Annotated in this window: 23 protein-coding genes and 1 other annotated feature; of the genes, 18 read left to right on the top strand and 5 right to left on the bottom strand. The window is 47.8% G+C overall.

The window, feature by feature from the left end; translation table 11 throughout:
• Positions 1–20 precede the first annotated feature (20 nt).
• From yhbY to leuS, 6 genes are all read left to right on the top strand, one after another.
• Positions 21–311, top strand: a complete 291-nt coding sequence (gene yhbY, locus HP570_RS06005) for a ribosome assembly RNA-binding protein YhbY (protein WP_007727776.1) — start codon at positions 21–23, stop codon at positions 309–311.
• A gap of 14 nt (positions 312–325) precedes the next feature.
• Positions 326–919 (top strand): nicotinate-nucleotide adenylyltransferase, encoded by a 594-nt coding sequence (locus HP570_RS06000; protein ID WP_012685703.1) that lies wholly within the window; start codon positions 326–328, stop codon positions 917–919.
• Positions 903–1,493 (top strand): bis(5'-nucleosyl)-tetraphosphatase (symmetrical) YqeK, encoded by a 591-nt coding sequence (gene yqeK / locus HP570_RS05995; protein WP_007727774.1) that lies wholly within the window; start codon positions 903–905, stop codon positions 1,491–1,493. The genes HP570_RS06000 and yqeK overlap by 17 nt, the downstream gene beginning before the upstream one ends.
• Positions 1,493–1,849, top strand: coding sequence for a ribosome silencing factor (rsfS, locus tag HP570_RS05990; RefSeq protein ID WP_012685704.1), 357 nt, complete (start codon positions 1,493–1,495; stop codon positions 1,847–1,849). Before yqeK ends, rsfS begins: the two co-directional genes overlap by 1 nt.
• A 6-nt stretch (positions 1,850–1,855) precedes the next feature.
• Entirely contained in the window at positions 1,856–2,605 is a 750-nt protein-coding gene (locus HP570_RS05985) for a class I SAM-dependent DNA methyltransferase (RefSeq protein WP_012685705.1), read from the top strand.
• Positions 2,606–2,644: 39 nt separating this feature from the next.
• Positions 2,645–2,889 (top strand) — a binding site (T-box leader).
• Positions 2,890–2,956: 67 nt separating this feature from the next.
• Entirely contained in the window at positions 2,957–5,374 is a 2,418-nt protein-coding gene (gene leuS, locus HP570_RS05980; RefSeq protein WP_173625183.1) for a leucine--tRNA ligase, read from the top strand.
• Positions 5,375–5,468: 94 nt separating this feature from the next.
• On the opposite strand, the gene comER is transcribed toward leuS, so the two are convergent.
• From comER to asnB, 3 genes are all read right to left on the bottom strand, one after another.
• Positions 5,469–6,302 carry a late competence protein ComER gene (gene comER / locus HP570_RS05975; protein ID WP_173625182.1) on the bottom strand — a complete coding sequence of 278 codons (834 nt, stop codon included), beginning with the start codon at positions 6,300–6,302 and terminating at the stop codon, positions 5,469–5,471.
• Between the two features lie 66 nt (positions 6,303–6,368).
• Entirely contained in the window at positions 6,369–7,073 is a 705-nt protein-coding gene (locus HP570_RS05970; RefSeq protein WP_173625181.1) for a ComEA family DNA-binding protein, read from the bottom strand.
• Between the two features lie 119 nt (positions 7,074–7,192).
• Positions 7,193–9,121 (bottom strand): asparagine synthase (glutamine-hydrolyzing), encoded by a 1,929-nt coding sequence (gene asnB / locus HP570_RS05965; protein WP_173625180.1) that lies wholly within the window; start codon positions 9,119–9,121, stop codon positions 7,193–7,195.
• A gap of 204 nt (positions 9,122–9,325) precedes the next feature.
• Here asnB and HP570_RS05960 point away from each other — a divergent pair, with 204 nt between their 5' ends.
• The 4 genes from HP570_RS05960 (at position 9,326) to holA (ending at position 14,463) form a co-directional block, all read left to right on the top strand.
• On the top strand, positions 9,326–11,728 hold the full coding sequence (locus HP570_RS05960) for a DNA internalization-related competence protein ComEC/Rec2 (RefSeq protein WP_173625179.1): 2,403 nt from the start codon (positions 9,326–9,328) through the stop codon (positions 11,726–11,728).
• A gap of 53 nt (positions 11,729–11,781) precedes the next feature.
• On the top strand, positions 11,782–12,327 hold the full coding sequence (locus tag HP570_RS05955) for an RNA polymerase sigma factor (RefSeq protein WP_012685711.1): 546 nt from the start codon (positions 11,782–11,784) through the stop codon (positions 12,325–12,327).
• The gene (locus HP570_RS05950) at positions 12,327–13,184 is read left to right on the top strand and encodes an anti-sigma factor family protein (protein ID WP_173625178.1); all 858 of its coding nucleotides are present in this window, start codon (positions 12,327–12,329) and stop codon (positions 13,182–13,184) included. The genes HP570_RS05955 and HP570_RS05950 overlap by 1 nt, the downstream gene beginning before the upstream one ends.
• A gap of 241 nt (positions 13,185–13,425) precedes the next feature.
• Positions 13,426–14,463 carry a DNA polymerase III subunit delta gene (holA, locus tag HP570_RS05945; protein ID WP_173625177.1) on the top strand — a complete coding sequence of 346 codons (1,038 nt, stop codon included), beginning with the start codon at positions 13,426–13,428 and terminating at the stop codon, positions 14,461–14,463.
• Positions 14,464–14,527: 64 nt separating this feature from the next.
• Here holA and rpsT read toward each other — a convergent pair whose 3' ends face one another.
• Positions 14,528–14,803 carry a 30S ribosomal protein S20 gene (gene rpsT, locus HP570_RS05940; protein ID WP_012685714.1) on the bottom strand — a complete coding sequence of 92 codons (276 nt, stop codon included), beginning with the start codon at positions 14,801–14,803 and terminating at the stop codon, positions 14,528–14,530.
• Between the two features lie 178 nt (positions 14,804–14,981).
• Between rpsT and gpr the strand changes: the two genes are divergently transcribed.
• From gpr to HP570_RS05900, 8 genes are all read left to right on the top strand, one after another.
• On the top strand, positions 14,982–16,082 hold the full coding sequence (gene gpr / locus HP570_RS05935) for a GPR endopeptidase (RefSeq protein ID WP_064200857.1): 1,101 nt from the start codon (positions 14,982–14,984) through the stop codon (positions 16,080–16,082).
• Between the two features lie 145 nt (positions 16,083–16,227).
• The gene (spoIIP, locus tag HP570_RS05930; protein ID WP_012685716.1) at positions 16,228–17,406 is read left to right on the top strand and encodes a stage II sporulation protein P; all 1,179 of its coding nucleotides are present in this window, start codon (positions 16,228–16,230) and stop codon (positions 17,404–17,406) included.
• 5 nt (positions 17,407–17,411) lie between these two features.
• Positions 17,412–17,720 carry a YqxA family protein gene (locus HP570_RS05925; protein ID WP_007727739.1) on the top strand — a complete coding sequence of 103 codons (309 nt, stop codon included), beginning with the start codon at positions 17,412–17,414 and terminating at the stop codon, positions 17,718–17,720.
• 313 nt (positions 17,721–18,033) lie between these two features.
• Positions 18,034–19,002, top strand: coding sequence for an ABC transporter ATP-binding protein (locus HP570_RS05920; protein ID WP_173625176.1), 969 nt, complete (start codon positions 18,034–18,036; stop codon positions 19,000–19,002).
• A gap of 18 nt (positions 19,003–19,020) precedes the next feature.
• A complete protein-coding gene (locus tag HP570_RS05915; protein WP_012685718.1) occupies positions 19,021–19,992 on the top strand; it encodes an ABC transporter ATP-binding protein in 972 nt (323 codons plus the stop codon).
• A 128-nt stretch (positions 19,993–20,120) separates the two neighbouring features.
• Complete coding sequence (locus HP570_RS05910) at positions 20,121–21,776, top strand: ABC transporter substrate-binding protein (protein WP_173625175.1); 1,656 nt, start codon at positions 20,121–20,123, stop codon at positions 21,774–21,776.
• Positions 21,777–21,869: 93 nt separating this feature from the next.
• Positions 21,870–22,880 carry an ABC transporter permease gene (locus tag HP570_RS05905; RefSeq protein WP_041749357.1) on the top strand — a complete coding sequence of 337 codons (1,011 nt, stop codon included), beginning with the start codon at positions 21,870–21,872 and terminating at the stop codon, positions 22,878–22,880.
• Between the two features lie 16 nt (positions 22,881–22,896).
• On the top strand, positions 22,897–23,802 hold the full coding sequence (locus tag HP570_RS05900) for an ABC transporter permease (RefSeq protein ID WP_173625174.1): 906 nt from the start codon (positions 22,897–22,899) through the stop codon (positions 23,800–23,802).
• Positions 23,803–23,858: 56 nt separating this feature from the next.
• On the opposite strand, the gene HP570_RS05895 is transcribed toward HP570_RS05900, so the two are convergent.
• Positions 23,859–24,629 carry an alpha/beta fold hydrolase gene (locus HP570_RS05895; RefSeq protein ID WP_173604623.1) on the bottom strand — a complete coding sequence of 257 codons (771 nt, stop codon included), beginning with the start codon at positions 24,627–24,629 and terminating at the stop codon, positions 23,859–23,861.
• Positions 24,630–24,741: the final 112 nt, after the last annotated feature.

Raw genomic sequence — 24,741 nt, 5'->3', positions numbered from 1 at the left:
TATAAAAGGAGGCATTGCCGATGTTGACCGGCAAGCAAAAGCGCTTTTTGCGCGCAGAAGCACATCATCTCACCCCTATTTTCCAAGTTGGAAAAGGTGGAGTAAACGAAAATATGATCACGCAGATCAAAGAAGCGTTGGAAGTACGTGAATTGATCAAGGTAGCGATTTTGCAAAACAATAATGACGATAAACATCAAGTGGCTGAAGATCTCGCTGCAGGTGCTGGAGCAGAGCTTGTGCAGTTGATTGGCCATACAGTTGTCTTGTACAAAGAGTCTCGGGAGAACAAGACGATCAAGCTTCCGTAAGTGACCTGCATGCAATGAGACAGCCAATCAAGCAAGTAGGGATCATGGGAGGAACGTTTGACCCGATTCATTGTGGGCACTTGCTGGCGGCCGAACAAGCCAGAGAGCAAGCGGGCCTGGATGAAATCTGGTTTATGCCTACACACGTTCCACCACACAAAGAAAGAGAGAGTCTGACGCTGGCGCATCACCGCTTGCAAATGGTTCAGCTGGCCGTGTCTGATCACGAGGTGTTTCGTGTTACAGATGTAGAGTTCGAAAGAAAAGGGCCATCGTACACCTATGATACGATGACTCAGCTCATTAGGCAGTTCCCGGATTGCCGGTTTTCCTTTATCATGGGGGGAGATATGGTAAAAATCTTGCCCAAATGGTACCAGTACCAAGAGCTGATTCATATGGTACGCTTTATAGGTCTAGCGAGACCAGGAACCGAACTGGACCTAAAATCGAGCGAGGACGTCACATATGTGGAGATGCCTGTTTGGGACATATCCTCCACGATGATTCGCGAGAAGGCAGCTGCCAGGAAAAGCATCCGTTATCTTGTGCCTGATGCCGTGGAGCGCTATATAAAGGAGAACCGAATCTATGAGACTTTTGGATAATCGGGAAGAGCTTCTCGTTCGCGTACGGCAACAAATGCATGAAAAACGCTACAATCACACGCTAGGGGTGGCTGCGTCGGCTCGCGAGCTGGCAGAGAGATTCGGGGCTGATCCTGACAAAGCCGAGCTTGCTGGTCTGTTGCACGATTACTGCAAGTGCTGGCCTGTGGAAAAAATGTTTGAGATTCTCGTTCGCCACGATATGCCTACAGAGCTTTTGGAAGGGGAAAAAGAGCTGTGGCACGCCTTTGCAGCAGCGATCGTGATCCAGACTGACCTAGGTGTAACGGATGCAGATATTTTACAAGCTGTTCGCTACCATACGACGGGGCGAGCTGGCATGTCCCTGTTAGAAAAAGTCGTCTGTGTGGCAGACTATATAGAACCAAACCGGGTTTACCCCGGTGTCGATTTTATTCGCGCCAAAGCCATGCATGATTTGGATGCCGCCCTGGCACTTGCCTTGGGAGGCACCATTCAATTTTTGATAGAGAAGCAAAAGACAGTTTTCCCGTTGACATTGACGGCCTATAACGATTTGGTTTCCCGCAAAGGGAGAGAAGGAGGGTTTTGATGGTTAAAACAGTAGAAGATTTGGCCCAGTTGGTTGTGAAGGCAGCAGAGGACAAAAAAGCAGAGAACTTGAAGGTGCTCGATATTAGAAAGCTGTCTGTGATCGCAGACTATTTCATGATTTGCCACGGAAACAACGAGCGTCAAGTACAGGCAATTGTTCGCGAAATTCGTGACCAAGCCCACAAAAACGGCTTTGACGTCCGCGGTATCGAGGGAGCAGATGAAGGTCGCTGGGTACTGGTTGATCTGGGCGATATCGTCATTCACGTTTTCCATCGCGAAGATCGCGAGTTTTACAACCTGGAGCGCCTGTGGAAGGACGCAGAGGAAGTTTCCTTCAGCGCACAAGGGTAAGGACAGATGGCATACGCACATATGGCCGCTGTATATGACAGGCTGATGGCGGATACTCCTTATGACCAGTGGCTCGATTGGGTCGAGCGTCATTGGAAAAAAGGAGAGAAGCCTGTGCGGGTCATTGATCTTGGCTGTGGGACTGGCACGATTGCGATCCCACTCGCCAAGCGGGGATACCGTGTTACGGGAGTGGATCTCTCAACAGAAATGCTTGCAATCGCCTATGACAAAATGAGGCAGGAGCAAGTAGAAGTAGCGTGGGTGGAACAGGATATGCGGGAGCTGTCCTTGCCAGAAGCGGATGCGGTCATCTCCTTGTGTGATTCATTGAGCTATCTTACAGAGGAAGCGGATGTGCAGGAAACGTTCAAACGCGTTTTCGCCCATCTCGCGCCTGGTGGGAGCTTTCTGTTTGATGTGCATAGCCCGTACAAGATGCTGCACATTTTCGGAGACGAGACGTTCACACATGTAGAAGATGAAGTTTCGTACATTTGGCAATGTTTTTGCGACCCACTGCGACTAGAGGTAGAGCATCAGTTAACGTTTTTCATTCGTCAGCCAAACGGATTGTACGAGCGGATGGAAGAGGAGCATTGGCAAAGGGCTTATCAGCCTGTCCAACTGATGCGCTGGCTGACAGATGCTGGCTTCACAGATATCATCATCACCGCTGATTACTCAGATTTGCCACCACAAGAAGCGAGTGAGCGCCTATTTTTCTCAGCCCGCAAGCCGAAAAGTTTGACATGATTGGTTCGGATTGACTATAATGGCGTTATAACTACAGATTTCGACGCGTTTAAGAGGAATAGTAGGAATCGGATTCGAGCATTCACAGAGAGTTGACGGATGGTGCAAGTCAACCCGGATCTATCTGAACTCACCTCCCAGCACTTGCCCCCAAGGTCATCCAAGTCATGACTGCGTAAGGGTGAGCGGCTTATCCCCGATACGGATGAAACAAGTGGGTGAATGCTTGTCATTTGCCAATCTGGGTGGTACCGCGGGAATGTAAACAACCTCTCGTCCCTTTCGCAAGAGCGATCTGGGATGTGAGGTTTTCTTTAATTTTTACCTATTTTAAGATGGGAGTGCTTTACCATGGTATTCAGTCATCGTAATGTCGAAAAGAAGTGGCAGCAATATTGGGAGCAGAACAAGACCTTCAAAACCTCCGAGGATGAAGGCAAGAAAAAGTTTTACGCACTCGACATGTTCCCGTATCCATCTGGAGCTGGCCTGCACGTAGGACATCCGGAAGGCTATACGGCTACTGATATTTTGTCCCGCATGAAGCGGATGCAAGGATATAACGTTCTCCATCCAATGGGCTGGGATGCGTTTGGTTTGCCAGCGGAGCAATACGCCCTCGATACAGGAAACGATCCGGCGGAATTCACCGAGCACAATATCAACACCTTCCGTCGCCAAATTAAGTCGCTCGGATTTTCCTACGACTGGGATCGTGAAATCAACACAACTGATCCGCATTACTACAAGTGGACACAATGGATTTTTACGAAGCTGTATGAGCACGGCTTGGCTTATATTGACGAGGTAGCTGTAAACTGGTGCCCTGCTTTGGGAACGGTTTTAGCGAACGAAGAAGTGATTGATGGAAAAAGTGAGCGTGGCGGACACCCAGTAGAACGCCGCCCAATGAAGCAATGGGTCTTGAAAATTACTGCGTATGCGGAAAGACTGCTCGCTGACCTGGATGAACTGGATTGGCCAGAGAGCATCAAGGAAATGCAACGCAACTGGATCGGCCGTTCTGAAGGGGCAGAAGTAACCTTTGGTATCGAAGGTCATGATGAATCCTTTACCGTCTTTACGACTCGTCCAGACACTCTTTACGGGGCAACCTATGCGGTACTGGCTCCTGAGCACAAGCTGGTTGAACAAATTACCGTACCAGCTCAAAAAGAAGCAGTAGAAGCGTACCTGGATCAAGCAAAGCGCAAGAGCGATTTGGAGCGTACTGATCTGGCAAAAGAAAAGACAGGAGTATTTACTGGAGCGTATGCGATCAACCCGGTTAACGGCGAGCGTCTGCCAATCTGGATTGCAGATTACGTGCTGATTAGCTACGGAACAGGCTCCATCATGGCGGTTCCAGCGCACGATGAACGCGACTATGAGTTCGCGAAAACATTCGATCTGCCAATCAAGCAAGTCATCGCTGGTGGCGATATCTCCAAAGAAGCGTATGCAGGCGACGGAGAGCACATTAACTCCGGCATGCTCGATGGTTTGAACAAAGAACAGGCTATCAGCAAAATGATTGAGTGGCTGGAAGCAGAAGGCAAAGGAAATCGCAAGGTAACGTACCGTCTGCGCGACTGGCTGTTCAGCCGTCAACGCTACTGGGGTGAACCAATTCCGATTCTCCACCTGGAAGATGGCACGATGAAAGTCGTTCCAGAATCCGAATTACCAATCATGTTGCCAAAAACAAAAGAAATCAAACCATCCGGTACAGGTGAATCGCCATTGGCAAACATCGCGGAGTGGGTCAACACTGTCGATTCGGAAACAGGCATGAAAGCACGCCGTGAGACAAACACGATGCCGCAATGGGCGGGTAGCTGCTGGTACTTCCTGCGCTTCATCGATCCACACAATGACAAGGCATTGGCTGATCCAGACAAACTGAAAGAATGGCTTCCAATCGACATTTACATTGGTGGTGCAGAGCATGCGGTACTGCACTTGCTCTACTCTCGTTTCTGGCACAAGTTCCTGTACGATATCGGTGTCGTACCTACAAAGGAACCGTTCCAAAAGCTGTTTAACCAAGGGATGATCCTGGGTGAAAACAACGAGAAAATGAGTAAGTCCAAAGGCAACGTCGTAAACCCAGACGATATCATCGACAGCCATGGTGCCGATACACTGCGCATGTACGAAATGTTCATGGGACCACTGGATGCTTCGATCGCTTGGTCGACAAAAGGCTTGGATGGCGCACGCCGCTTCCTGGATCGCGTATATCGTCTGTTTGTGGGTGATAACGGTGAGCTGAACGAAAAAATCGTGGAAACCTCCAACGTAGCTGGCATGGAGCGTGTGTACCACCAGACTGTGAAAAAAGTAACAGAAGACTACGAGGGCCTGCGTTTCAATACAGGTATCTCTCAGTTGATGGTATTCGTAAACGAAGCGTACAAAGCAGAAGTTCTGCCGAAGAAATTCATGGAGGACTTTGTAAAAATGCTGTCTCCAATCGCTCCGCACTTGGGTGAAGAGCTGTGGGAAAAACTCGGTCACAGCGAGAGCGTGGCATACGCAGAATGGCCTACGTATGACGAGGCGAAGCTGGTTGAAGACGAGGTAGAAATCGTCCTGCAAATTAACGGCAAAAACAAAGAAAAGCTGCTCATCGCTTCTGATTCGACGAAAGAACAGATGGAAGAGATGGCGAAAAACAACGAGATGATTAACGAACTGATCGAAGGAAAAACGATCGTCAAAGTCATCGCTGTTCCAGGCAAACTGGTAAATATCGTCGTTCGTTAAGAAAAGGGCGACAAGAAATAAGAAGAGGAGTGGAACCTGAGAGTGACAGGTATCCACTCCTTTTTTCGTCAATCCACGCTTACGACGTCATACGCTAATGCGGCTGATTGTTCAAATTTCGTGCAACCAGTTCCTGATCCTCGGCAAATTTCGCTTGTGTGCGGCGAAATACTTGGGCGAAAAGACCAGGAATACTGTCTTGCAAAGGAATCAGTCCTTCCCCAGTAATTCCTCCGGGCACGCAGACCCTTTTTTGGAGAGTAGGGAGGGTGAACGCTTCTTCCCGTAAAAGATCTGCGATCCCAATTAGCATTTGCGTAGTCATGTAGGTAGCAGCTTCTGCGGAAATACCCGTTTCTTCAACAGCTTCTTGAATCATTTGCTGCAAAATATAGCTGATAAACGCTGGCCCACAACTGACAATGTCAGAAGTAATTCGTAAAAAAGGCTCTGAAATCTCAACAGGGGAGCTAATGTGCGCAAACAGACTTCGTATGAATTGACGCTGTTCCTCTTGGATTCGTGATCCGAATTCACATAAGCTAACACCACTCATGACGGCATTTGTTATAGAAGGAACGACTCGGGCAACGGCACAAGGAACTTGAGACTCCAAATCCGCAAGCTTGATCGGACTGGTGATCGTAATCAATAGGTGGTCTGGCGTTAAGGCAGGAGCGATTTGTTCAAGCATCACGCTATATTCCAGTGGCTTGACGCACAGCACGATCGTTGTAGCTTCTTTGACCAAATCGGCATTGCTGTGCGCGACAATGAGCCCAGGATGTTTTTCTGCCAGTTGCTGCGCCTTCGCAGGGGTTCTGTTGCTGATAATGACATGACCAGGTGTCAGCGCCTTGGCTGACAGCAATGATTCAATCAAGATACTGCCCATGCTGCCCGTACCAATGAACCCAATTCTATTCATGGGCATACCTCCCTCCGATATTCTTCTCCCATTCTATGTAGGAGCACCTATGATCATGACCGGATCTCATTGTACCACCAGCCGATCCTTTATCCGTGCAAACATCTTCTCGCCAATTCCCTCAATCTGTTTCAGGTCATCCGCTGAACGAAATGGTCCTTGTTTTGACCGGTAATCCACGATTGCCTTTGCACGAGCTTCTCCAATTCCGGGAAGGCTCATGAGCTCATCGGCAGTTGCCGTGTTGAGGTTTATGACTGAAGAGGCACCAGTGGTGGATACGCTTGCAGCGGATTGTACAAGGCCAATGGATGAGGAGACTGGTGCGGTTGCCCCTTTAGCCGGGATGACAAGAGCAGCTCCATCTGCGAGTGGCGCTGCCAAATTGATCTGTACCAGGTCAGCATCAGGAAGTGCTCCTCCTGCTTTTTCGATGGCAGTTGCGACACGCGTACCTGGTTCAAATTGGTATAAACCGGGGTTTTTCACTTGCCCTTTCACATCGACATAGAGAGGAGGGGGGAGTGGTTCCTTATCCTTATCTTTTTCTTGCGTTGCTTTTACTGGCTTGGCAGGTTGAGCAGCAACTGAATCATCTGTTCGTTCTTTTGTTTCAACATCTGATGCTGCATAAGCTGGAGTATGCAACGGTAGTTCGGCAGTCTTATGCGATTGGTCGCGTTGATAGAGCCAATAGCTACAACCGACAAACAGAACAGCCGCAGTCAGCAAGAGGATACGGCGATAACGCTCCCACCATTCCAACAACATAACAAAAAACCCTCCCGTCCTTCACGTAGCGATACGTTCATAGAGAGAACTTGTTCTCTATAAACGATGCTACGAAAAGTAAGAGAGGGTCTGCAAATCTATTTAGTCTGTTTTCGCTGTTAGCCGATATGCTGCAGCGAAGAATTTTTCTTGCGGCGAAGGTCTACATTCGGGCTGACATAAGGCTCAAAATTGTGCTTTTGCTCAATGAAGATCTGATGCCACAGCATGAAGACCAGGATCGTCCAGATTTTGCGGCTGTAATCCGCATTGCCTTCACGGTGTTCATCGAGCATGTAGAGCACATAGGCCTTATTGATCAAATTATCCACCTTGGATTCAAAAATGATCTCTTTTGCCCATTTGTAAAATTCGTTTTTGAGCCAATGACGAGTCGGAACAGGGAAGCCCAGCTTCTTTCTCGATTGGATCTCAGGTGGTAAGAAGTCTTTCATCGCTTCACGAAGCACGTGCTTGGTCGTGCCGTTGGCAATTTTGTACTTGGTTGGAATGGTAGCGGCGAATTCAAATACCTTCAGATCAATGAAAGGCACTCGCAACTCCAAAGAATTGGCCATCGTCATCTTGTCGGCCTTCATCAAAATGTTGCCTCTGAGCCAAGTGTGAATGTCCAAGTATTGCATCTTGGTCACATCATCATATTCGGAAGCGCGTTTGTAAATCTCTTCTGTAATGGTGAAAGGAGATACATACGATTCCGAACGGGTAATATCCTCCATGACGACGCGCTTTTTCATCTCTTCGCTGAAAATCAGCGCGTTTCCGAAGAAGCGCTGCTCAACCGTTTTCGACCCGCGGATGAGGAAGTTCTTCCCTTTTACCTGATCAGGGAGGCGTTCTGCCATGTATCCGATGGATTGCCGCATCCAGCCAGGCATTCCGGAAAACATTTTGAGAGAATGAGGCTCTCTGTAAATATTGTATCCGCCAAAAAATTCATCTGCACCTTCACCGGACAATACAACGGTTACGTGTTCACTCGCCATCTGTGCTACGAAATAGAGCAAGATGGCAGATGGGTCTGCTACCGGTTCGTCCTGATGCCAGATCAGTCTTGGCAATTCATCCATGTACTGCTTGGCGTTTATCACGCGCTCGAAATGCTCCGATCCCAAGTATGCTGCGGTTCGCTTCGCATAATCGAGCTCGCTATAACCAGGAATATCCGACCCGACAGAAAAAGATTTGACTGGCTCAAATGTACGCAACATCCCGACGATACTGCTAGAGTCAACACCACTAGACAAGAAGGCTCCACGAGAAACTTCACTAATCCGGTGTTTGTCGACAGATTCAAGCATGACACTGCGCGTACCCTCAACAAAATAAGAGAACGGCTTGCTTTCATCAGGCTTGAATTCTACATCCCAGTACCTTTCCAGCTTAATATGGTCGTTTTCAACCACGAACGAGTGTGCAGGTGGTATACGGTAAATGCCAGCAAACATCGTTTCAGGATCAGGTACATATTGGAACGTCAAATAGTGATAAAAAGCGGTTGGATTCACTTCACGCTTGAAGCCTGGCAGCTCCAGCAAGCTTTTGATCTCACTGGCAACCCCGATCGAATCATTCGTCTCGACATAGTAGAGAGGTTTGATTCCAAAATGGTCGCGTGCCCCAAACAGACGTTTTTTACGGGAGTCGTAGATCGTAAAGCCAAACATCCCGCGTAAATGCTTAGGTGCATCTGTTCCTACCTCTTCATAAAGGTGGAGGATGGTCTCAATATCAGAATCGGTATGGAAAACGTGACCGATGTCCTTTAACCATTGCTGTAACTCTTTGTAATTGTAGATTTCGCCGTTACCAATAATCCAGATGTCACGTGTTTCGTTAAACAGCGGTTGATGTCCGCCTTCCACGTCAATGATGCTTAAACGACGAAAGCCCAGGGCGATGTTGTCTTCAAGGTGAAAACCATCGTCATCTGGACCACGGTGCAGGATGACACCCGTCATTGCACTAATCGCTTCTTGTTGAACAGGCTTTTGCCGCTTGTTATAGAGTGATACGATTCCGCACATAAGAAATGACTCTTCCTCTCACTGGATTGCTCCTGCTAACTCTATCATGTATCGACAATCAACGCAATCTCTTATGAATGCCAGTGATTGACCTCGAAAACGCTGATTCTACAAGGGAATTAGCCTTTCTTCTTTTCTATTTTTGTCCCCATTCGGTTAGATATACTCCCTTAGGAGACCATGAATCGTTCGACATAACGGTTCATGAAAGAACAGGACGGGGGAATTACAGTGTCAGTATGGATAGCAAGCCTAGCGATGATGATCGGCCTCATTCTGTCCGCCTATTTGCATCCTGCTTGGCTGCTATTGGCTACAGGCTTATTAGGGGGAGTCGTTGCATGTATCCCGTTACCATACCGCAAATGCGTTGCGTGCTACTCACTGATTTCTATTCTAGCAGGTCTCTTTTTTTATGGGTACGAGAATCTCCACAGCTCTGAAGTGAAACCATTAGCAGAAAGGGAGCAGACCATCTGGATAGAAGGTGTCATTGATTCTCCTGTGAGACGGGACGGCGATGTAGCACGATTTTTTGTCTCGATAACATCCTGGGGTGAAAACGAGCGTGATCAGAACGAGCATTGGTCTCTCGAAAAAATCGCGCTTCGTGTTAAACTTGCCTCTTTCCAGGAAGCAAAACAAATAGAGCAGTGGAGACGTGGGAGTGTTATCGCGGCTCCGATCCGACTATCCTTACCAGCTCCTGCGCGCAATCCTCATGCCTTCGACTACGCCAGCTATTTGTATTGGCAAGGTGTCCATGTCACAGGGGAAACAAACTATCAAGCAGTTGAGATGACACCTGCTTTTTCTGTTTGGGCGAGCTTTCAAGAATGGCAGGACTCGGGTGCAAGGCGAATTGAATCATTATTTACAGATCCAGAAACAGCGGGTTATATGAAGTCGCTCCTGCTTGGTCTTGGACAAGAGGTGAACCCCGAGCTTGCGGCGATGTATTCGAATTTGGGCTTAAGTCATATCCTCGCGATTTCCGGTTTGCATGTGACATTGGTCAGCTCTATGTTTATGTGGTGTTTGGAGCGGATTGGAATCAGACGCAGACTAGCATTTGTTGTAACGATTTTGTTCTTGATCGGGTATGTGCTTCTGGTGGGAGCCAGCGCGTCCGCGATCCGATCTGGACTGATGGGAAGTGTGGGGCTTCTTTGCCAGGTAGTTGGAAAGAAGTTGGATGGCAAAGACGTCTGGGCTGGGGCACTCATCCTAATGCTGCTGATGAATCCGTATCAGCTGTGGCATGTCGGTTTTCAGCTTTCTTTTGCGGTAACACTTGGTCTGATCATTTTTGTGCCATACAGCTTGCATGTGTTTCTTCGGGTACCTGTCTGGATTCGTACACTGCTGGCGGTTACTTTGTCAGCCCAGCTTGTTTCTTTTCCGTTTCTCATCTACCATTTTCATTTGTTCTCACCTGTGTCTTGGCTGGTCAATTTGGTAGTGACACCGATTCTCTCGGCCATAGCGCTACCATTCGGGTATATTGCAGTTGTCCTCGATTTCGTCCACTCGTTTTTGGCGGTGATTCCTGTTTGGTTATCGACGGCAATGCTGAAATGGATTCATCTTCCGCTGTTTGCTATTGAAAAAATGAGGCTGCCCTTTACCTATTGGCCGCATCCTTCGTGGTGGTGGCTTGCTTTGTATACCTGTTTTTTGGGTGCTCTGCCCATTTCATGGAGGTTGGGCTATCATCGAAAGCGTGATATAATGCTTACTTTCGTTATATTTCTTTCGTTCATTGTAGCGGCCAGACAGCCGTTCTCAGGAGTCGAAGAAGTGCGAATTACCTTCCTTGATGTCGGACAAGGGGATTCCATCGTTGTCGAAATTGGTGATCAGAAGGTATACTTAATGGATGCGGGTGGGACAATGCAGTTCCCAGCTGCTGAACCATGGATGGAAAAACGTGACCCATTTGAGGTGGGGAAAGACGTCGTTCTGCCGTTTCTGATGGCCAGAGGAATCGAGAAAATCGATCGTGTCATCATGACGCATGGCGATCTGGATCACATTGGGGGATTCAAATCGCTAGTTCCTCATTTTTCTTTTGGAGAGGTATTGGTGAATGGAACAGCACCTTCGAAATTGGAGGGTGAGATTGTCCAACTTTTCCAACAAGAAGGAGTTCCGATACTAACCGGGCTTCCGGGTCAATCATGGTCAGATGCACCAGGAATCGAGTGGAAGTGGCTGCACCCGGGTGAATCGACTTTTTCAGGAAATGATGCATCCGTAATACTCCAGCTGACTGCTTTCAACAAGACTGTATTGTTTACGGGTGACATTGAAAAGGATGGGGAAAGTCAGCTTGTTCAAAACGGTTTGACTTCTGTGGATGTTTTGAAAGTAGCCCATCATGGAAGCAATACCTCGAGTACCGAAGAGCTCCTTGCAGTCACAGCACCAAAAGCCGCTGTAATCTCTGCCGGGGTGAAAAATCGGTACGGGCATCCTTCGCCCGAAGTGCTGCATCGCCTAAAAAAATCGGGTTCCGCCGTGTACAGGACTGATGCTCATGGAGCGATTACGCTGGTTATTACACCTAAGGGATTATATTGGCAGGCCCAAATATTGGATACATAATCTGTTTGCAACTTTTTCAATGAGCGAACCGTCTGTAGGGGGGAGAAGAGAATATGCATGAAGCAGAGTTGATCAGGATGGCGCAATCCGGGGATCATGACGCGCTAGTCGAACTGCTTCGATCTATTGAGACCTCCGTTTACCGAAGCGCTTATTATATTCTAGGGAACGAACAAGACGCGCTCGATGCCTCCCAGGAAGTCCTCATTCGAATTTATCGAAAGTTGGACACCTATCAGGAAAAAGCAAAGTTCTCTACCTGGGTACAACGCATTGTTAGCAACGTCTGTATGGATAAATTTCGCGCGAAGAAGGAAACGGTCTCAATTGACGAGCACGAGTTGATCATTCCTGATCGTAACAACGTAGAGGAAGAAATCCTTCTCACCGGGCTGTCGAATGACATCCAGGAAGCCATCGGAAGATTGCCAAAGCAATATCGGATGGTTGTAGTACTCCGCTATCTGGAGGATTTGTCTTATCAAGAAATAGCGGAGGCACTAGATTTGCCGCTTAACACGGTAAAGTCGTACTTATTTCGGGCTAGGCAACAGTTACAGGAGCTGTTGTACGACTACCAGAAAGGGGGGATCGGTTGATGACCAACGAAGAGATTTTTGAACTCATGCAGCGGGATTTGGATGGAGATTTGTCGGAGTCAGAGCAGCAACTACTCCATCGTTTGATCCAGAAAGATACTGACCTGCAGCTTATGTACAACCGTTTGAAAGATGTGTCACAACAATTAGAACATCTACCCCCTGTCGTACCTCCGATCAGCATCGTAGATTCTATCCTACCCAAGCTGGAGTCAGCCGCTGCAAAGCCTGCTGCGGTGAAATCTATGGTGAACGAGGAAATCCTGCCCACTCTGGAAGTTAAGCGTGAGTCGTCTTCGCTACCGGAATCAAAAAAGTGGAAGCGGATGAAAGTGTGGATGGCTAGTCTTGGTAGTACAGCCGTCGCAGCCAGCTTATTGGTTGGCATGCTTTTCTCTGGCGGTGATGGTAAGAAGCAAGAAGTCGATTCGTTCCAAAACGGAACGGACATGACGCCAGCGGCCGTGGAACAACCTAAAACCCCCGAGCCAGATGCTCCCACTCCTCCAAGCAATAATCCAATATCATCAAATTCAAAAGAGGAAGAGGACAAGACGAAAAAGTCTACTAAATCGGCTACTCAGACGAAGAGTAAAAGGCCACCGGCAAAGAACGTTCAAAAGCAGACACCGCCACCGAAGAAAACGAATCCGCCACAGCCACCGAAGAAAGTTGTACCTCCACCACCAGTAATGACAGATGATCAACCATCGGGCTGGCCGATCGGACTGGATGAGAATCCGGACAGAGAAGACAAAGAACCTGCTAATGACAAAAAGGACGACGACGGGGACAAGCAAGAGGAGAAAGACAAGGGAAAAAATAAAGAGAAGAAAAAAAATAAAGATAATGACTAACTTTTTTCCGCGTATGGACCGGCACCGCTTGCGGGGATTCTGCGTATAGTACATTATCAAGCACCCCCTGCTTACCGTTTGGGGAGGAGGAATCCCGGGGCTTTTCCCTAAACGTTTACATAGAGGTGCCAACGGATGAAAAAGCCGCTACCGATTCACTGGTGGCGGTTTTTTTTCGCTTTGCTCTCATCAACATGTGCTATAATAACGCAGGTAAGAAGAAGGAAAGGGGAGAAAACGTATGCCACTCCTATCGGCTATTCGCGAAATACGGCAAAAACAATTCTCGCCGATCTACGTCTTATACGGTCCGGAGTCTTTTCTGGCCGAAGATTTTTTGGCGTTGGCTCGTAAAGAAATGATTGATCCAGAATTTATGGATTTGAATATGAGCATGTATGATTGCACCGAAACAGGATTGAGTGAAATTCTGCAGGATGCGGAAACCTTGCCGTTTATGGGCGAGCATCGATTGGTAATTGCCAGACAAGCCTACTTTTTAACAGGAAGTAAGCCTTCGACGAAGGTAGAAAGTGACCCAGATGCTTTGCTCGATTATTTGCAAAATCCGCCTCCCTACACTACGCTTATTCTACATACAGAAGCGGACAAGCTCGATGAACGAAAAAAGCTGGTTAAAACGTTGCAGCAAAAAGCGAAAGTGATCCCTTTTCCGTTGCTAAAAGACGGGGATTTATACGGATGGGTAGAGCGGCAAGTGGGTAAATACCAGGCGAAAATTGATCGTCAGCAGACCATGAAGCTTGTGGAGCGAGTAGGAGCCGAGCTACGTCTACTGGACAAGGAAATCGAAAAGATGGCTCTGTTTGTCGGGGTGGGGGAAAGCATCACGGATGACGCCATTGAGCTGCTCGGAGCACGTACGCTGGAGCAGGATGTATTCGCGCTGATTGAACAGGTCGCTTCGGGGAGATTGGACAAGGCACTCAGGATGATGTACGACTGCATGAAAACAGGAGAGGAGCCGATCAAACTGCTGGCTCTCTTGGCGAGGCAGTTCCGCATGCTGTTGCATGTCAAGCAATTGGCCCCGCGTGGTTATTCACAACAACAAGTGGCAGGCATGATTAAAATGCATCCCTACGCAGTGAAAAAAGCAATGGAACAAGCGCGTCATTTTTCTGAGGAGTCGTTAAAAAAACTGCTAGGTATCTTAGCCGAAGAAGATTTCCGGATGAAGTCAGGGCAAGTGGACAAGCGCCTCGCCCTCGAATTATTTATTGCACGTGCACATGACGAACGAACAAAAAGGTCGTGACGATTTTTCATAGTAAAAAACCCCTAGAACAAGATGTTCACGGGGTTTTTTGGCGCTTGGTCTCTTACGCTACAGGAGCGCTCAGAACGTTAAGCTTTTTCATCAAACGAGACTTTTGACGGTTTGCTGCGTTTTTATGAATGAGACCTTTCGAAGCGGCCTTGTCCAGCTTTTTCACAGCCACCAGAAGAGTAGATTTCGCCAATGCTACATCGGAAGCTGCGACAGCTTTCTCAAAGTTCTTGATGGAAGTACGCAGATCAGACTTTTGAGAAGCGCGGTGTGCGCGACGCTTTTCGATTGTTTTGGTGCGTTTAATCGCGGATTTAATGTTTGGCATGTGTGTCACCTCCTTAATACGACCATAGACATACAGTCATACAACAAAGTAATTCTAGCATGGGGCGAACCCATTTGCAAGAAAGGATTCGGAATAAAAATGCAGGATTCAAGCAAGCTAGTAGCAGGAACAAAATGGTCAGTACTTTTTTCACTTCGGATCAAAGGAGCTGATGAACATGGCACATAACATTGACTTGTCTGGTTATTCGATTCGTACGGATCTGGCCTTGGAGGCCCACGAGCTTGCTCAGCAGCAAAACCAGAGTGATATTGAAGGCATTTGGCTGCAAGCTGACGATAGCGAGCCCAATGTGAAAGTAACGAGATTGCATGTGGAAACAGAGGAAGCGGGAAAGGAAATCGGCAAGCTCCCGGGGCATTACCTAACAATTGAAGTGCCCAAGCTGCGGGATAACGATACATCGATTGAGGAGCAGGTGGCCAAGCGATTTTCCGCTGAATTTGCGATGTTTCTCAAGCAACTGGGGATCACAGAGGACAAAAAGGCTCTCGTCGTTGGTCTGGGTAACTGGAATGTGACCCCCGATGCGCTTGGACCAATGGTTGTGGAAAATTTGTTGATTACACGCCATCTGTACACGCTGGCGCCTGAAACCGTTGGAGAAGGGTATCGGGAAGTCAGTGCGCTATCACCGGGTGTCCTTGGGATTACGGGCATAGAAACGAGTGAAATTATTTTTGGCGTCGTGGAAAAAAGCAAACCCGATTTTGTCATCTGTATCGATGCACTTGCGTCCCGCGCGCTGCACCGGGTCAACACGACCATTCAAATATCGGATACAGGAATACATCCTGGATCAGGAGTCGGAAACAAGCGCAAAGCGATTGATCAGGAGACACTTGGTGTGCCTGTGATTGCGATAGGAGTCCCTACGGTCGTTTTTGCCTCCACGATTGTAAATGATGCGATTACATACTTGCTGGGGCATTTTGGACAATCCATGGTGGAGAGCAAGCGGGCGTTTAACAAACTGGCATTGAGTACGCTGCCAGAACGAAAGGAACCGTATACCGAAGAGGATTTGCCTGACTTGGAATCACGTAAGACATTCATGGGATTGGTAGGTTCACTGCCGGAAGAAGAGAAACGGCAACTGATTCATGAGGTCCTCCGGCCGCTTGGACAGGATCTGGTCGTCACACCAAAAGAAATTGATGATTTTATTGAAGGCGTGGCGAATGTGATCGCAACAGGCCTGAATCGGGCCTTGCACAGTGCCGTAAATGAAGAAAATAGCGGCTCGTATACCCACTAAGTCATGAAAAGCTAGAGTGAGAGAGAAAAGCTAGAAAAGGGTTCTATCGTCTCTATGAGCCTCATAAGCTAAAGCATAGACAAGCACGAGGGAAGGGAAAGTTCTCCCGACGTGCAATCATGCTACAGCTAGAGGAGTGAGACTGATGGCGACCCTCATTCAACGCCAATTCGTTGTTCTTTCATTTATAACCGCCTTCCTGTTTGTCATGACAGGAGTACTTTCGCTCGGCGGGAATCGAATCGCAATTTCGTCCTCCGCCATTCAACAGGCCGCTTCTCATATTTCCAGTCTGGCGATTTTGGGATGGATGGGGCAGGAAATTCCGGTTTTGTCCGAAACCGTGCAAGCACAGGCTGATGATCGCACGAATAGCGTAACGGGTTTTCTCTTTCGCTTGGCAACCAATATACAACCGGGAGACTTGCGCAGCTTGCTAGGCAGGGAGCTGCCTGGGATGGTGACGACAGAGGATGCCAGATTTGTCGTACAGGGAAAGGGAGCTTCTCTCGCAGATTTTTATTTGGAGTATCCCGCCCATCCAAAACAGGTAGCAGATCAATCGCAAGTAGTTCCAATCGTAGAGCCAAAGCCGGAGGATACCACCAAGTCAGGTGAAGCAAAGCCAGCTCCTGTGCCCAATTCAATCACGGACGGTAAAAAAATCGTCTACATCTATAACTCGCACAACCGGGAATCGTGGTTTAGTGAGACGAAGTCAGTGGGAACCTCGGTCGATCATCCTACGAGAAATATATCGTTAATCAGCAAGTACTTATCAGAAGCGTTGAATGACAGAGGGATTGGTTCCGATGTGAGCACCGACGACATCTATCAACAGCTTTTGAACAAAAAAATGCATTACTCCTTTTCCTACGCGGAATCTTTGCAAGTGGTCAAAGCGGCAACAGAGAAAAACAAGGAACTGTACTACTTTTTCGATCTGCATCGAGACACAGCGCCACGAGAGCGTACGACGGTCACGATCAAAGGAAAAACGTATGGAAGAGTATTGTTCGTCATCGGAAAAAGAAACAAAAGCTACGAGAAAAATGAGGCGTTTGCAACAGAGCTACATGAGTTGATGGAAAAAATGTACCCAGAGCTTTCGCGTGGCGTGATGGAAAAAGGCGCAAAAACGGATCATGGCGAGTATAATCAGTCACTCTCCCCGGGAAGCCTGTTAATAGAAATAGGTGGTACGGAAAACAGCGTGCAGGAAAGCAGGAATACGGCAGAAGCATTGGCAGATGTTTTCGCAGCCTATTATCAGCAAGCTGAAAAAGTAGGCAAACCAGTTTCTGACGAGCCTGCAAAGAGGTGACGGGCATGAACGTGACGATGAAGCTAACTGGACTGTTAATCATCTTGCTGGTCGGGGTAGTTTTGGGATTGCAAACGGCTGAGCGTGGAATATCCAAGGTGAGTGGGGTGCCAGAGGGGCAGGCGCAAACCTTTTCCATCAAAAAAGTGGATCAAGGACAAGTAGAGATCGCGGTAATGGGCAAGCAGGTTCAGACTGCCAACCCGAAGGAAATGGTCAACTATGTCAGTCGGATCGGTTTGACTTTGGGTGGAAGCATTAAAAGTGGAGCGCAGAGTTTTGTCGATTGGGTAGGGAGTTTTTTTGAACCGTGAAAATGGTTTACGCGCAAAAAGAAGGGGTGCAGAAAGCCCCAGTGACTAAAGACCCGTACAGGCGGGTCTTTTGCATGTGACCACTGATGCTTCGTACGATCTGCCTAAACAGTGCATATGAGGCTACATCAACAATGAAAGGGCTATCATAAAATTCTTTTACATAATTTTCAATCGCGAGTCAAATATTCTTTTTAGTCAGTAAAAAGGTAATAGTTAGAATTTATTGTGTTGCGAAAAAATTGAATAAATGACATAATGTCTATGGATAGGTCTATTTTGGAAGTATATTTCGGTGAGAGAGGTGAGCCACGTGTCACATCCTGTCCTACAAATTGAAAACCTGCAAACGCACTTTTTCACGGACCGCGGCCAAATCCCTGCCGTTGATGGCGTGACGATCACGGTACAAAAAGGAGAAGTAGTCGGTATCGTAGGCGAATCCGGCTGCGGAAAGAGCGTTACCTCCCTTTCCGTCATGAAGCTAGTACCCAATCCCCCAGGGAGAATCGTGGGAGGTTCAATTAAATTCAAGGGGGAGGATCTCGTATCTGTCGATGAAAAGCGAATGAGAGACATCCGCGGAAATGAAATTGCGATGATCTTTCAGGAGCCGATGACGTCTTTAAATCCGGTATTTACGATTGGAGACCAGATAGGAGAATCAGTCCGATTACATACGAAAGCGAGCAAGAAGGACGCAAGAGCACGTGCCATTGAGATGTTGAAAAAAGTCGGAATTCCTCGAGCGGACGCGATTGTCGATGAATACCCGCACCAGCTTTCTGGAGGCATGAGGCAGCGTGTCATGATTGCGATGGCAATGGCTTGCAATCCAGCGCTTTTGATTGCAGACGAGCCTACTACTGCGCTCGACGTGACGATTCAAGCGCAGATTTTGGACCTGATGCGCCAACTCAACCGGGAAGCTGACACATCCATTCTCCTCATTACCCACGATCTTGGGGTCGTTGCGGAAATGTGTCACCGTGTGGTGGTGATGTATGCAGGCAACTTGATTGAACAAGGCGATGTTCGTACGATCTTAAAAAATCCGAAGCATCCTTATACGATCGGTTTGTTGAATTCGTTGCCGAAGCTGGAAGGATCACAGGAGCGTCTCTATTCGATTCCAGGCAACGTCCCGATTCCGGGTTCGCTTACTGTCGGATGTCGTTTTGCCCCTAGATGCGATAAAGTTTCAGACCGATGCCGCAGTGAGATGCCAGATTTAAAAGTGGTAGGGGACAATCACCTTTCCCGCTGCTGGCTGGCCGAATAACCCGAGAGGAGCATGCAGGTGGCTGAAGATCTTCTGGTTGTAAAAAATTTAAAAAAATACTATCCAATCACAGGCGGTGTTCTTGGAGGGGAAGTAGGTGTAGTAAAGGCGGTAGATGACGTTTCGTTTACCGTTAAGAGTGGCGAAACCTTGGGGCTGGTAGGTGAGAGTGGCTGTGGAAAGTCCACTACGGGGCGTTCCTTGCTGCGACTGATTGAACCGACCTCTGGTGAAATCAACTTTGACGGGACAGATGTCATGTCACTTTCCACAGATGCAATGAGAAAGATGAGACGTGACATGCAAATTGTCTTTCAGGATCCATTTGCTTCGCTTAACCCTAGACATAACATTGAGAAGATTTTGGAAGAACCTTTGATTGTACATGGCTTGGGTTCTTCGGCAGAGCGAAAAAAACGCGTGCAGGAAATGCTGGAAATCGTTGGTTTGAGCAGCTATCACGCGAGCCGCTATCCGCATCAATTCAGTGGTGGACAGAGGCAGCGGATCGGTATTGCGAGAGCGCTGATGCTCAAACCCAAATTGATCGTTGCGGATGAGCCTGTGTCTGCACTAGACGTGTCCATTCAGTCGCAGGTGCTCAACCTCATGCAGGATTTGCAACGCGAATTCGGCCTTACATACTTGTTCATTGCCCACGATTTGAGCGTAGTGCGTCATATCAGCGATCGGGTGGGCGTGATGTACCTTGGCAGAATTGTCGAGCTGACGACGAGTAGCCAGTTGTATTCTAATCCGCTCCATCCGTACACGAGAGCATTACTTTCGGCTGTACCTTCGCCAGACCCTGATGCAGTACGAGAAAGAGTGATCCTCCAGGGAGATGTACCGAGCCCTGCAAAACCTCCAAGTGGCTGTACATTCCATACGAGGTGTCCCCATGTGACAGAGGAGTGTCGTACTGTGCGCCCAGAATTTGCGGACACAGGCGATGGTCACTTTGTTGCTTGTCACTTATACAAGTCCTAATCGACAAAAGGGAGTTTGCCTGCCGAATAGGAAGTCTTGTAAAGGGGGGATGCAAAGCAGGAGGTATTGTATCGGCCATTTACCAAAAAGGAACATGCGACTAATAGTAGAAAAAGGGGGATGTTTTCATGAAGAAGAGAGTTCTCTCCGCAACCATGACCAGCCTAGTGGCGCTGGCCATGCTAATTGCTGGATGCTCTAGCACTTCTACGACACAAGCGCCGGCAGAACAAGCAAAGACAGAAACTCCGGCACCTGCAGATAAGCCTGCAAAAACTGGACCGAAGCAATTAATCATTGGTCGCGGTGCAGACACAAAAGGGCTTGACCCAATTACGCAAACAGATGGTGAGACATTTAAGGTAACCGAGAACATTATGGATACATTGATTGGCTTCGCGGATGGCTCAACAGAGCTCGCTCCATCGTTGGCCGAGAAATGGGAAGTGACTCCTGATGGTCTCGTTTATACGCTGAAACTGAGATCAGGCGTGAAATTCCACGATGGAACTGATTTCAATGCAGAGGCGGTTAAATACAACTTCGAGCGCTGGAGCGACAAGAGCCATCCACAGCATTCACCAGAGGGCTACGAGTACTACGTGAGCCAGTTTGGTGGGTACAAGGGTGACGCGACTCACATTATCAAATCTGTAGAAGCAGTCGATCCGACCACTGTAAAATTCACGTTGAATCGTCCATTGGCTCCATTCCTCGCCAACCTGGCAATGTCTCCTTTCGCGATTGGCTCGCCTGAGGCATTGAAAAAGGATGTTAAGAAATTCAATGAGCACCCAATTGGTACAGGACCTTTCAAATTTGTAGAGTGGAAGCGCAACGACACGATCACACTTGAGAAAAACCCTGATTACTGGAGCCCAGGATATCCGAAGCTCGATAAGCTGGTGTTCAAGGTCATTCCGGAAAACACGGCACGTCTGACTGCTTTGGCATCTGGTGAGATTGACTTGATGGATGGTCTGAACACAGATGATATCCCAGCAGTAAAAGACAACAAAGACCTGCAACTCTTCCTGCGTCCTACTAATAACATCGGATACATCGGCTTCAACGTAGAGAAGAAGCCACTCGACAATCCAAAGGTTCGTGAAGCCATTGCTTATGCGATTAACAAACCTGAAATCGTAACAGCCTTCTTCGATGGGGTTGGAGAACCAGCAGTCAACCCAATGCCAAAAACGATGTGGGGACATAACAACGATATTAAAGATCGTGAGTTCAACCTCGATAAAGCAAAACAATTGCTGGCCGAAGCAGGACATCCAAACGGCTTTAAAATTAAGTTTTGGGCAATGCCAGTTCCACGTCCGTACATGCCAGAAGGTGTGAAGATTGCAGAAGCAATCCAGCAAGACCTGAAGAAAATCGGGGTTGATGCTGAGATCGTGACGATGGAATGGGCAACGTATTTGGAAAAAACTCGTTTGGGTGAGCAAGAAATGTTCATGCTTGGTTGGACAGGTGACAATGGCGACCCTGACAACTTCTTGGCTGTCTTGCTCGATAAAAACAACATCGGAAGCAACAACTATACACGTTGGGCAAACGAAGAAGCACATCAATTGATGATGAAAGCACAGTCCACCCCAGACCAAGCAGAGCGCGAAAAAATGTACAAAAAAGTACAAGAGATCATTTTCAAAGATGTGCCAATGGTTCCGCTGGCACACTCTACACCAGCATTGGCAGGAAAAGCGAATATCGTCGACTACAACCCGCATCCAAAAGGATCTGAAAGTTTGGAAAAGGTAGACTTCAAGTAAGCTGATTCATCGGAAAAGGGTAAGAGGAGTGCATACCTCTTCTTACCCTCCTTTCATTCATTTAGCCATTATTTTATGCAGGAAGGCGAGGAGATGGCATTGCTAGCTTACAGCATTCGAAGAATTTTAATGCTCATTCCTGTCTTAGTGGGCATGTCAATCATCGTTTTTTCCATTATTCGTGCCATCCCTGGTGATCCGGCTTTGACGATTTTGGGAGAAAAGGCAACACCACAAGCGATTGCAGACATACGAGAAGCATTGGGATTGAATAATCCGTGGTACATACAGTATTTCGATTATATGAAAAATATTTTGAGTGGAAATCTTGGGGAATCATTGCAAACGAATGCGCCGATTTCAGATGAAATCATGCCTTATTTGGCGGCGACGACTGAACTTACAATTGTGAGCATGCTGATTGCGGTGTTTATCGGTGTAAATGCAGGGATTCTTTCTGCGTGGAAGCAAAACTCCTGGTTTGACTACTGTGCGATGTTGATCGCTTTGGTTGGTGTATCCATGCCGATTTTTTGGCTAGGTTTGATGGAGCAATGGGTGTTTGCCCAAGAACTGAAATGGCTGCCATCAGTTGGTCGCGACAATTCGCGTAATCCCATAGAGGCTATTACGCACTTTTATATACTGGATACGATGATGGCTGGTCGATGGGATCAGCTATGGGAAGTTATCAAGCATTTGATCCTGCCGGGAATCGCGTTAGGTACGATCCCGATGGCGATCATTGCACGTATCACTCGTTCGAGCATGCTGGAAGTAATGCGTGCCGACTATGTCAGAACCGCTCGCGCAAAAGGGCTGACACAGTTTTGGGTCGTGTACAAGCATGCGCTGAAAAATGCCCTGATCCCTGTCTTGACGGTAATTGGCTTGCAAACAGGGTTGCTGCTGGGTGGAGCCGTTTTGACAGAGACGATCTTTGGATGGCCAGGAGTTGGTCGCTATATTGTGACCGCCATTGGAAACCGAGACTATCCGGTTATCCAATCCGGTATCCTTGTAATCGCGACGATTTTCGTCCTGATCAATCTCTTGGTCGACCTTCTGTACGCCTATATCGATCCGCGCATCAAATATCGCTAAGGAGGGACGAAGAGAAATGGCACAACCACAATTACAACCACAAGATCAGGTAGTACCTTTAAAAGTGAAGCAAGAAGAAGTAGTCTCTCCTTGGAAGGATGCATGGAGGACGCTACGAAAAAACAAGCTGGCGTTGGTGGGCTTCGGGATCATTTTGTTTTTCATTGTTGTGGCGGTACTAGCTCCATGGATTGCTCCGTATCCGTACGACAAAGGCGAGCTCGTGATGAAAAACAAGCCACCTTCCGAAGCGCATTGGTTTGGAACAGATTACAATGGTCGTGATGTCTTTAGTCGCGTTATTTATGGGGCACAAATCTCCTTGTGGGTAGGGACGTTCTCTGTCATTGGCTCCGTTCTCGTAGGGACCTTGCTTGGTCTTTTGGCAGGATACTATGGCAGATGGATCGATACGATCATTTCGCGTCTCTTTGATATTATGCTTGCCTTTCCGAGTATTCTTTTGGCAATCGCTGTCGTTGCCATCTTGGGGCCATCTTTGCAAAACGCCTTGATTGCCATTGCGATTATTAACATTCCGACATTTGGACGGTTAGTACGCGCCCGTGTATTGAGCTTAAAGGAAGAGGAATTCGTCATGGCCGCACGGGCAATCGGAATGAAAAATTCCCGGATTATCATGCAGCATATTTTGCCGAACAGCCTCGCACCAATCATTGTGACCGGGACGATGGGGATCGCAACAGCAATTATTGAAGCAGCTGCACTTGGCTTTCTCGGACTGGGAGCACAAGCACCAGAACCAGAATGGGGAAAAATGCTCGCTGATTCACGTCAGTACATTCAGAAAGCACCATGGACCGTTATTTTTCCAGGGCTCTCTATTATGCTGACAGTTCTCGGCTTTAACTTAATTGGGGACGGCTTGCGTGATGCACTCGACCCGCGGATGAAGAGCTAGTCCAATCACAAAAAGACAGAAGGGAATGGAGATACCATCCTTCTGTCTTTTCTTATTTACCCTTCTTCCATGAAGGTGCGGCACAACTGATTGAGTGCAGGTGCAGCTTTCGTAATGACTTGATGCTTTACGTTTGGGATTATTTCAAGTCTTGCCTTTGGCAATTTCATTGTCAGCATTTGCGCATAATGATGAATACGTTTATCTTGTCCGCCATAGGCAAGTAAAATCGGAAGCTGGATGTTGCCCAGGCGCTCTGTACATTGATAGCGGTGTCCGGCAGTATAAAGGTATTTTAAGCTGGTGGGATCTGTTTTGGAGGCGTGCGCCGTCCATTTTTCCCGCATTTCTGGGCTATTGACATGTGAGGAGGCAATGGAACGGGCAAGAAGAGGGACTCCGTGAAGCATCGACAACGCTCGTGCCATCCAAAATCGTCCATGCAAATACAGGTCATTCACTTCGGAAAAACCGCTCACGAGTATACCGCCTCGCGCATGATCAGGATAACGAAGGCAATATTCAAGGGCGATAGAAGCACCTTGGGAGTACCCCAAAATAAAGGGACGCTCAATGCCGAGAGACGGGATCAGCTTATGGAGTCGTTCTGCCAATTCCCCAATAGAATAGGGCTTCTCCATGGGCGAACTGTCACCATGTCCGGGCAAATCAGGGACAATGAGCTGATAAGTATCTGCGAGTGTTTGCTGATAAACAAAATTGATAGAGCCGATGCATGGCGCATGGATACACAATAACGGCTGGCCTTTCCCCGATATGTGAAAAGCAAACTGCTTGCCATCCTGATGGACGAGTATTTGTTCCATTTTCGTTTTCACCCCACCCTTAGGTTGTCCGATCCGAAGTAGATTTTGCAATTGAACTCTTCTTTTTTTGATGGGGAAGTGGTATTCTCGCAATAGAATAATTGGTGAAAGC

The organism is Brevibacillus sp. RS1.1 (assembly GCF_013284365.1).
GTDB lineage: Bacteria > Bacillota > Bacilli > Brevibacillales > Brevibacillaceae > Brevibacillus > Brevibacillus brevis_D.
Note: the sequence above shows the minus strand (reverse complement) of the source record. Positions and strands in the feature narration are given on the sequence as shown.

What these genes read in the sequence shown, in the direction of transcription:
- yhbY (WP_007727776.1), top strand. Translation starts at nt 21, where the DNA reads ATGTTGACCGGCAAGCAAAAGCGCTTTTTGCGCGCAGAAGCACATCAT.
- HP570_RS06000 (WP_012685703.1), top strand. Translation starts at nt 326, where the DNA reads ATGAGACAGCCAATCAAGCAAGTAGGGATCATGGGAGGAACGTTTGAC.
- yqeK (WP_007727774.1), top strand. Translation starts at nt 903, where the DNA reads ATGAGACTTTTGGATAATCGGGAAGAGCTTCTCGTTCGCGTACGGCAA.
- rsfS (WP_012685704.1), top strand. Translation starts at nt 1,493, where the DNA reads ATGGTTAAAACAGTAGAAGATTTGGCCCAGTTGGTTGTGAAGGCAGCA.
- HP570_RS05985 (WP_012685705.1), top strand. Translation starts at nt 1,856, where the DNA reads ATGGCATACGCACATATGGCCGCTGTATATGACAGGCTGATGGCGGAT.
- leuS (WP_173625183.1), top strand. Translation starts at nt 2,957, where the DNA reads ATGGTATTCAGTCATCGTAATGTCGAAAAGAAGTGGCAGCAATATTGG.
- comER (WP_173625182.1), bottom strand. Translation starts at nt 6,302, where the DNA reads ATGAATAGAATTGGGTTCATTGGTACGGGCAGCATGGGCAGTATCTTG.
- HP570_RS05970 (WP_173625181.1), bottom strand. Translation starts at nt 7,073, where the DNA reads ATGTTGTTGGAATGGTGGGAGCGTTATCGCCGTATCCTCTTGCTGACT.
- asnB (WP_173625180.1), bottom strand. Translation starts at nt 9,121, where the DNA reads ATGTGCGGAATCGTATCACTCTATAACAAGCGGCAAAAGCCTGTTCAA.
- HP570_RS05960 (WP_173625179.1), top strand. Translation starts at nt 9,326, where the DNA reads ATGAAAGAACAGGACGGGGGAATTACAGTGTCAGTATGGATAGCAAGC.
- HP570_RS05955 (WP_012685711.1), top strand. Translation starts at nt 11,782, where the DNA reads ATGCATGAAGCAGAGTTGATCAGGATGGCGCAATCCGGGGATCATGAC.
- HP570_RS05950 (WP_173625178.1), top strand. Translation starts at nt 12,327, where the DNA reads ATGACCAACGAAGAGATTTTTGAACTCATGCAGCGGGATTTGGATGGA.
- holA (WP_173625177.1), top strand. Translation starts at nt 13,426, where the DNA reads ATGCCACTCCTATCGGCTATTCGCGAAATACGGCAAAAACAATTCTCG.
- rpsT (WP_012685714.1), bottom strand. Translation starts at nt 14,803, where the DNA reads ATGCCAAACATTAAATCCGCGATTAAACGCACCAAAACAATCGAAAAG.
- gpr (WP_064200857.1), top strand. Translation starts at nt 14,982, where the DNA reads ATGGCACATAACATTGACTTGTCTGGTTATTCGATTCGTACGGATCTG.
- spoIIP (WP_012685716.1), top strand. Translation starts at nt 16,228, where the DNA reads ATGGCGACCCTCATTCAACGCCAATTCGTTGTTCTTTCATTTATAACC.
- HP570_RS05925 (WP_007727739.1), top strand. Translation starts at nt 17,412, where the DNA reads ATGAACGTGACGATGAAGCTAACTGGACTGTTAATCATCTTGCTGGTC.
- HP570_RS05910 (WP_173625175.1), top strand. Translation starts at nt 20,121, where the DNA reads ATGAAGAAGAGAGTTCTCTCCGCAACCATGACCAGCCTAGTGGCGCTG.
- HP570_RS05905 (WP_041749357.1), top strand. Translation starts at nt 21,870, where the DNA reads ATGGCATTGCTAGCTTACAGCATTCGAAGAATTTTAATGCTCATTCCT.
- HP570_RS05900 (WP_173625174.1), top strand. Translation starts at nt 22,897, where the DNA reads ATGGCACAACCACAATTACAACCACAAGATCAGGTAGTACCTTTAAAA.
- HP570_RS05895 (WP_173604623.1), bottom strand. Translation starts at nt 24,629, where the DNA reads ATGGAACAAATACTCGTCCATCAGGATGGCAAGCAGTTTGCTTTTCAC.